General features: G+C 70.2%; 6 protein-coding genes, 1 tRNA gene and 1 pseudogene. 5 read left to right on the top strand and 3 right to left on the bottom strand.

Annotation, left to right across the window (positions count from 1 at the left end; genetic code table 11):
• Together KBA23_RS06885 and rplI are read left to right on the top strand one after the other, a co-directional pair.
• Positions 1-79: pseudogene (locus KBA23_RS06885) on the top strand (30S ribosomal protein S18); the annotation flags it as partial.
• Between the two features lie 11 nt (positions 80-90).
• Positions 91-678: a 50S ribosomal protein L9 gene (rplI, locus tag KBA23_RS06880; protein WP_290738460.1), complete on the top strand. Its 588-nt coding sequence runs from the start codon at positions 91-93 to the stop codon at positions 676-678.
• A 117-nt stretch (positions 679-795) separates the two neighbouring features.
• Here rplI and KBA23_RS06875 read toward each other — a convergent pair whose 3' ends face one another.
• Positions 796-3,012 carry a TonB-dependent siderophore receptor gene (locus KBA23_RS06875; RefSeq protein ID WP_290738457.1) on the bottom strand — a complete coding sequence of 739 codons (2,217 nt, stop codon included), beginning with the start codon at positions 3,010-3,012 and terminating at the stop codon, positions 796-798.
• A gap of 194 nt (positions 3,013-3,206) precedes the next feature.
• Between KBA23_RS06875 and KBA23_RS06870 the strand changes: the two genes are divergently transcribed.
• Positions 3,207-3,290: transfer RNA gene (locus KBA23_RS06870), tRNA-Leu, on the top strand.
• A gap of 91 nt (positions 3,291-3,381) precedes the next feature.
• The gene (gene radC, locus KBA23_RS06865; protein ID WP_290738454.1) at positions 3,382-4,206 is read left to right on the top strand and encodes a DNA repair protein RadC; all 825 of its coding nucleotides are present in this window, start codon (positions 3,382-3,384) and stop codon (positions 4,204-4,206) included.
• A 236-nt stretch (positions 4,207-4,442) separates the two neighbouring features.
• On the opposite strand, the gene mtnA is transcribed toward radC, so the two are convergent.
• Both mtnA and KBA23_RS06855 read right to left on the bottom strand, forming a co-directional pair.
• Positions 4,443-5,540, bottom strand: coding sequence for an S-methyl-5-thioribose-1-phosphate isomerase (gene mtnA, locus KBA23_RS06860; protein WP_290738450.1), 1,098 nt, complete (start codon positions 5,538-5,540; stop codon positions 4,443-4,445).
• A gap of 93 nt (positions 5,541-5,633) precedes the next feature.
• The gene (locus KBA23_RS06855) at positions 5,634-6,878 is read right to left on the bottom strand and encodes an ROK family transcriptional regulator (protein ID WP_290738447.1); all 1,245 of its coding nucleotides are present in this window, start codon (positions 6,876-6,878) and stop codon (positions 5,634-5,636) included.
• Between the two features lie 165 nt (positions 6,879-7,043).
• On the opposite strand from KBA23_RS06855, the gene KBA23_RS06850 reads away from it, so the two are divergent.
• Entirely contained in the window at positions 7,044-8,069 is a 1,026-nt protein-coding gene (locus KBA23_RS06850; protein ID WP_290738443.1) for a sugar ABC transporter substrate-binding protein, read from the top strand.
• Positions 8,070-8,114: the final 45 nt, after the last annotated feature.

Here is an 8,114-nt window from a genome sequence, read left to right as displayed (position 1 = left end):
GTCCAAGAAGCAGCGCGAGCTCGCGCGGGCGATCAAGCGCGCCCGCTTCGTCGCGCTGCTCCCCTACGCCGTGAAGTGAGGAGCTGAGAGATGGAAGTCGTTCTTCTCGAACGCGTCGCCAAGCTCGGCCAGATGGGCGAGGTGGTGAAGGTCAAGCAGGGCTACGCCCGCAACTACCTGCTGCCGCAGGGCAAGGCGCTGCGCGCGACCCCCGCGAACATGAAGCGGTTCGAAGGCGAGCGCGCCCAGCTCGAGGCGCGCAACCTCGAACTCAAGGCGGAGGCCGCGAAGGTCGCCGCCCGTCTCGACGGCCAGACCTTCGTCGTGATCCGTTCCGCCTCCGACGGCGGCGCGCTCTACGGCTCGGTCACCACCCGTGACGCGGCCGACGCCGCCACCGCGGGGGGCTTCAGCCTCGACCGCCGCCAGGTCGAGCTGAACGCGCCGATCAAGGAGCTGGGGCTGCACGAACTGACCGTCACGCTCCACCCGGAGGTGGAGGCGACGATCACGATCAACGTCGCCCGCAGCCAGGAGGAGGCTGACATGCAGGCCTCCGGCAAGACGATCCAGGAACTCCAGGCCGAGGCCGACGCCGCGGCCGAGTTCGACATCCAGGAGCTCTTCGACGACATCGGCGGCGCCGCCGGCGAGGAGACAGCCCCCTTCGGGCGCTGACCTCCCGCGTGACGCGATCTCCCGGGGGCCGCCACCGTGCGGCCCCCTATCCAGCCCGTGCAATCGCTGGCCGCCGTTGGCGCCGGTCGCGACCGGTCCCGCAACGCTGTCTGCCCGTCAGAACATCGCCCGCAGCGTCAGTTCCACGGTTCGACCGTAGCCGTAGCCGCAGGTCCAGATACTGCCGCAGCCTGCCACATAGGTCTTGTCGAAGAGGTTGCTCACGCTGAGGTTCAGTCCCGCGCCCTCGCCTAGCTCTGGCGCCAGCGCGGCCAGCGGCATGAAGACGCGCGCGTCCACCAGCGTATAGCCGGGAATGGACATGCCAGCATAGCCCGAGGCCGTCTCGATGTCACCCCCGCGCGTCGGCCCGGTATAGCGGACGCCGAGGCCGAACTGCCAGCCGGCGAGCGTGCCTGATGGCACGTGGTAGTTGGCCCAGGCCGAGGCCTGATGGTTCGGCGCCGCGAGCAGAGGCTGGCCTAGTTCTTCGGGGATCTCGCTCGCTGTCACCTCGTGATCGAGATAGGTATAGGCGATCGTCGTCGACCAGCCGTTGGCGAAGTCGGCGCGCAGCTCCGCCTCGGCGCCGCGCACCCGCACCTCGCCGGTCTGCACCTGGTCGGGCCAGCCGTTCACCGGATCGTCGGTCAGCCTGTTCGTCTGTCGGATGTCGAAGGCCGAGGCGGAAAGCAGGATGTCGTTGCTTGGCGCATAGCGCACCCCGACCTCGACCTGCTCGCCGCGCATCGGCTCGAAGGCGTCTCCCTCGGCGGTGGCGCCGATGACCGGCTCGAATGACGTGCCCCAGCTGACATAGGGCGCGACGCCATTGTCGAAGAGATAGACAGCCCCAAGCCGGCCGCTCAGCGCGCGGTCGGTCTGGTCGCTTTCCTCGACTCCGCCATAGCCGTAGACCGCTGTCGCCTCGCTCTGCGACCAGTCGCCGCGCAGTCCTGCGACGAACCGCCAACGGCCGAACGCGACTTGGTCCTGCGCATAGAGGCCCACTTGGGTCAGCCGCGAGTCCAGGTCGCTGAGCAGGCCGAACTCGCCGACCGAGGCGCCGTAGGACGGGTCGAAGACGTCGATTCCCGCCCGACCGCCGAGAACCTCGCCGGAGTAGCGACTGGCGTCGAAGTCGGTGCGGAAATAGTCCATGCCGGCGACGACCCGATGCTCCGCCGCTCCGATAGCGACGTTGTAGTAGAGCGAGGCGTCCGCCGCGACGGCCCTGGCCGTCCCCTCCGCCTGCACGGCGTAGCGCTCGATGGTACGCCAGTCCCACGAGCCCGGCACGGCCACGGGGTCGTCGAAGGCGAACATGTCGCTTTGCAGGGTGTCGATCTCGGAGTGGATTCGCGAGAACCGCAGCGCGCTCCGCAGCGTCAGCGATGGCGTAAGCGGCTTCTCGAATTCGAGGCCGCCGATCGCCTGGTCGCGGTCGTAGCGGTTGAAGTTGGGATCGCCGACGAGCAGGTCGCGGTCGATCTCGCCGTTGGGATTGTCGTAGAGCGTGCCATAGGCGGGCAGCCAAGCATAGTCGATGCCGCCCGTGTCGCGGCTCCACTGGCCGTAGAGGGTGAGGCGCCCGTCTTCGAGCATGGTCAGCGCGACCGACGGCGCCAGCAGGAGTTCGTCCCGGTCGCCGTCCTTGACCTCGGAGCCGGTGACGCCGCCCTTGACGATCAGCCGGTAGTCGGCGGCGCCCGTGAGTGGTCCGGTCAGATCAACCGCGACGGTCGGCTCGCCATAGCCGTCAAGGGTGAATTCGCCGCGCCGCGCCGCGGCCGGTTGTGGCCGCTTCGAGATCTGGTTGATCATCCCGCCGGGAGACATCTGGCCAAAGAGGGTCGAGGACGGACCTTTCAGCACCTCGACCCGCTCCAGCGTGAAGGGGTCGATCTGCGGGATCGTCCAGTTGTTCCCCGCCCCGCCCCCGCCCTGGAAGCGCAGTCCGTCGAGCCAGGTCACGCCCTCGGTGCTGAAGCCTCGTAACGTCACCGCGTCGAAGCGCGAGTCCATACCGTCGAGCTCTGCCGAGACGCCGGGGGCGTAGCGGAAGGCCTCGTTCAGCCGCGTGACCCCGCGCGCCTCCATCTCCGCCTGGCCGATGATCGAGACGGACTGCGGCACCTCGAGGAGCGGCGTGCCGGTCTTCGTCGCGGTGGCGGTCAGCCCGGCGAGCCATCCCTCGAACGGCCCCCTCGCTTCCTCGAAGCCGCCCTCGACGGTGATCGTGTCGAGCACGAACGAGCCGCCGCCCTCCTGGCCTCGCGCGCCCGCGGCGAAGAGCGCTAGCGAACTGGCCAGACCGAGAAAAGCGATACGCATATCAGCCACCAACGAAGGTTCGGATGGTTGGCTGGCGTCCCCGGGTCCAGGCTGCGAGCTGGTCGGGGCATGACTAGGGGGTGAGCGCAAACGATGTCAACCTGCGCTCGCACCTCCACTTCTGCATTCCGCCACTGGCGCCGCCGCCCGGATCCACTATCAATGCGGCCGTGACGGCGATTCGCGCGCCGCGCGCGGGCGTGGTGGAATGGTAGACACGAGGGTCTCAAACACCCTTTCCGCAAGGAGTGTCGGTTCGAGTCCGACCGCCCGCACCAGTCAGGTTCCGCCGGCCGGGCCGCGCCCTCGATAACCCGCCGTTAACCGTGCCCTGCCAAGCCTTTGCGCTGGCGTTCGCAGGAGGCGGGCATGGGCGACGGGCCGCGCAATCAGGGGTTCTCGGAAGAGGCGATGCGCGGCCTCGACGAGCTGGAGCGCCGTCTGCCGCCGCTCGCCCGCATCCTGCCGGGGGGCCCGGAGCCCGCCGGGCCGGCGCCGGACGGCCGGCCCGAGCCCGACCGGCGGCCACACTATTGGGGCCATCGCGAGCGGCTGCGCCAGCGCTTCCTCAAGGGCGGCCACGCCGCGATGCCGGAATACGAGCTGCTCGAGCTCGTGCTCTTCAACGCCATCCCCCGCATCGACGTGAAGCCGCTCGCCAAGGCGCTGCTCGCCACCTTCGGCGACCTCAACGGCGTGATCGCCGCGCCCGAGCCGCGGCTGATGGCGGTGCCCGGGATCACGCCGCAGGTGCATGTCCAGCTGCGCGTCGTCGAGGCCATCGCGCACCGCATGGCCAGGGCGAAGGTCATGCAGCGCGAGGTGATCTCGTCCTGGGACGCCCTGATGCGCTACTGCAAGACCGTGATGGCCTATCGCGACACCGAGGCCTTCCGCATCCTGTTCCTCGACCGCAAGAACGTTCTGGTCGCCGACGAGGAGCAGGCCAGGGGCACCGTGGACCACGTCCCGGTCTATCCCCGCGAGGTCGCGAAGCGGGCGCTGGAGCTCAACGCGAGCGCCATCATCCTCGTGCACAACCACCCCTCGGGCGACCCGACGCCGAGCCAGGCCGACATCGACATGACCGAGGCGGTCGAGGCGGCCTGCGCCGCGATCGGCGTGTCCATCCACGACCACGTGGTGATCGGCAGGGAGACGGATGCGTCTTTCCGGAGTTTGGGGCTGCTGTAGGGCGCGCCCGGGTAGGAGTCGCCATATGAGGCCTCCGCCGGGTGGCCGGTTTGGTGGGATTGCAACCGTTTGTAGCGTCTGCCAAAAGCGTGGCAGGTTACTTACTGAAGAAGATCGCATCTTACGAGCTTGAACCCCCAAGCACGCCGAGCGCAGGCTTGGCGCGCCTGCCGCGAGCCGGGATTTGCGCCGTTAGTGATAGATTGGCCGCTGTCCCAAGTTGGAGCCGGGTCCACTCACGCCACGGCGCGGTCCGGGAACAGCCCGGCGAGGCCCTCCGCGGTGGCGGCGCAGACGCCGCGCTCGGTGATGAGGCCGGTGACGAGGCGGGCCGGGGTGACGTCGAAGGCCGGGTTGGCCGCAGGAGTTTCCTCGGGGCAGATGCGCACGCGGTCGAGACCGCCGCCCCGCTCGGTCCGGCCCCAGACATGGGTGACCTCGCCCTCGTCGCGCTCCTCGATCGGGATGGCGAAGCCGTCGGCCAGCGTCCAGTCGATCGTCGGCGAGGGCAGCGCCACGTAGAACGGCACGCCGTTGTCGCGCGCGGCGAGCGCCTTGAGGTAGGTGCCGATCTTGTTGGCTACATCGCCCCGCGCTGTCGTCCGGTCGGTGCCGACGATCACCACGTCGACCTCGCCGCGCTGCATCAGGTGGCCGCCGGCGTTGTCGACGATCAGGTGGTGGGGCACGCCGTGCCGGGCCATCTCCCACGCGGTCAGCGCCGCGCCCTGGTTGCGCGGCCGGGTCTCGTCCACCCAGACATGGACTGCGATCCCTTCCTCGACGGCGCGGTAGATCGGCGCCGTCGCGGTGCCCCAGTCGACGGTGGCGAGCCAACCGGCGTTGCAGTGGGTGAGCACGTTGACCGGCCGCCCGCCCTTGCGCCGCGAGATCTCGGCGAGGATCGGCAGGCCCGCGTCGCCGATCGCCCGGTTGATCGCCACGTCGTCGTCGGCGATCGCGGCGGCCCTGGCACGCGCCGCGTCGCGGCGCGCGCCGGGGAGGAGGGGTGCGAGCGTCGCCCGCATGGCGTCGAGCGCCCAGCGCAGGTTGACGGCGGTCGGCCGGGTCGCCGCCAGCGTCTCGCGTGCGGCGGCGAGCCCGGCGTCGGAGGGGTCGCCCGCCATGGCGAGCGCCATGCCCCAGGCCGCGGTCGCCCCGATCAGCGGCGCGCCGCGCACCGCCATGTCGCGGATGGCGACGGCGGCGTCGTCCAGCGTGACGAGATCGGCGATGACGAACTCGTGCGGCAGGCGTCGCTGCTCGATGATCCGGACCGTCCGCCCGTCGTCGGCGGGCCAGATCGTGCGATAGGGGACGCCGTCGACGAGCATGCGCGTTTCTCCGAGGGTGGTCGGGCAGGGTGAGCGAACCTCCCCCCCGACCTGTCCGCTGTCAACCCGGCCCCGGCCGCCGGCGGTCCGCCGTCAGCCGGGGCCGGGCTGCGGTCGCCCGGAGACTGCGGCAGGCGCGTGTCGCCCGACGAGGTAGCGGTCGAAGAGCGGCAGGCTCGCGCCACCGATGGCGCGGGCGATGGGACCGAGCGTGCCCGCGCGGATCGCCGGCGGATCAACGCCCGAGAGGTCGATTTCGGCCAGCGACGCCTCGATCGCGACGATGAGCCGGGCGCGGACCGGCGCCGGGAAGGCGCCGTCGATCAGCGCCGCCTCGAGTTCGATCACCGCCGAGGCCGCCGCGATCGCCTGTGCCATGCCGCGCCCGGCCTCGGCGATCCAGCGCCCGAGATGGGGCTCGAAGATCGACCAGTCTCCCGACAGGTCGAAGAGCGCGCTCACCGGCGCGGACGCCGCGCTCAGCCGGCGCTCGAGGACCACGAGCGAGGCGATCTCGATCAGCTGCACCATCCGCCCGCCGGCGTCCTGCACCGGCATCGAGCCGAGCGCCGCGGCATTGCCGGTCCTCCCGGCGACGAGCCCGCCGTTGAGCACCAGCCCGCCGCCCACGAAGGCGCCGACATGGAGATAGAGGAAATCGCTGAGGTCGACCCCGGCCCCGAAGGCGAGTTCGGCGCCGCAGGCCGCGGTCGCGTCGTTCTGCAGATAGACGGGGTAGGGCAGCAGCGCGGCCAGCTCGCCCCGCAGGTCGGCGTCGCGCCAGGCGGCCATCTCCGCCTCCGGCGCGCCCATCGCCTCGGCCCAGCTCCAGAGCGCGAAGGGCGTGGCGAGACCGATCCCCGCGATGCGCCGCGCCGCCGCGGGGCCGAGCAGCGCCTCCACCGCCGCGACGCCCTCGACGATCGCGCGCACGGTGTCGCCGGGTCTCGGGTGGCGGTAGGTCCGCTGCGTCCGCCAGCGGACCGCGCCGGCGAAATCGACGAGGACGATCTCGAGGCTGCGCCGGCCGACCTTCGCTCCGACGAAGAACGCGCCCTCCGGATCGAGCGACAACGGCACGGAGGGTTGGCCCACCCGGCCGCGTTGCGGCTCGCCCCGGCGCAGCAGGCGGTCGGCCTCGAGGTGACGCATGATGACAGAGACCGTCTGCGCCGAAAGTCCCGTCATCCGGGCGATCTCCGTCTTGGCGAGCGCGCCGTGCCGGCGCACGAGGCTCAGCACCAGGCGCTCGTTGTAGGCGCGCATCCCGGCCTGATTCGTCCCCCGCGCCTGCGCCTGCGCCGCCTCCGGCGACTTCTGCTCGACCTCGGACCGCATCCGCTCTCCCTCGGGGCCTCCCGTCCTCGCCGGCAAGCTATGACCAAAAAATAAATCAGAGTGATTTATTTATTGACAGAGACGCGATTCTGCGGTTCCGTGTATCAGGCCGGAGTCCGTAGAGCGGGCCCGGGGGCGACAACCAAACAGGGAGGAAAACACAGCATGACGCCGAAAACCGTGAAGACGTGCCTTCTCGCGGCCGCGGGCCTCGCCGCGATCTCGGCGGCTCCGGCCGTCGCACAGGACGTCTCGGCCTGCCTGATCACCAAGACCGACACCAACCCCTTCTTCGTGAAGATGAAGGAAGGCGCGCAGGCCAAGTCCGACGAGCTGGGCGTGAAGCTGACGGCTCTTGCCGGCCGTGAGGAGGGCGACCTCGAAGGCCAGATCGCAGCCATGGAGTCCTGCATCGCCGACGGCGTGACCGGCATCCTGCTGGTTCCGACCGACAGCGTCGGCATCGTCGACACCGTCAAGATGGCCCGTGACAACGGCATCCTGGTGATTTCTCTGGACACCCCGCTCGATCCGATCGACACCGCCGACGCGACCCTCGCCACCGACAACTTCAAGGCGGGCGAACTGATCGGCGCCTGGGCAAAGGCGCAACTGGGCGACAAGGCGGCTGACGCCAAGATCGCCTATATGGACCTGATGCCGTCCCAGCCGACCGTGGACGTGCTGCGAGACCAGGGCTTCATGCAGGGCTTCGGGATCGACCTCGGCGACCCGAAGAAGATCGGCGACGAGACCGATGCCCGCAACGTCTGCCACGACGTGACCAACGGCAACGCGGAGGGTGGCCGCAAGGCCATGGAGAACTGCCTCCAGAAGGACCCGGAGGTCAACGTCGTCTACACCATCAACGAACCCTCCGCCGCCGGCGCCTACGAGGCGCTGAAGGCGGCCGGGAGGACGGACGTGCTGGTGGTGTCGGTCGACGGCGGTTGCCCGGGCGTCAGGGACATCCAGGCGGGGGTGATCGGCGCGACCTCGCAGCAGTATCCGCTGCTCATGGCCTCGATGGGCATCGAGGCGATCAAGAAGTTCGCGGACACCGGCGAGAAGCCGGGCGTCACCGAGGGGCTCGACTTCTTCGACACGGGCGCGGTGCTGGTCACCGACAAGCCGGTCGACGGTGTTCCCTCCATCACGACCGCCGAGGGCCTGGAGAAGTGCTGGGGCTGACCGGCTGACCCGTCGCCGTTGGGGAGGGGCCCCCGCGGGGGCCCC

This window comes from Amaricoccus sp., from assembly GCF_017995835.1.
GTDB lineage: Bacteria > Pseudomonadota > Alphaproteobacteria > Rhodobacterales > Rhodobacteraceae > Amaricoccus.
Note: the sequence above shows the minus strand (reverse complement) of the source record. Positions and strands in the feature narration are given on the sequence as shown.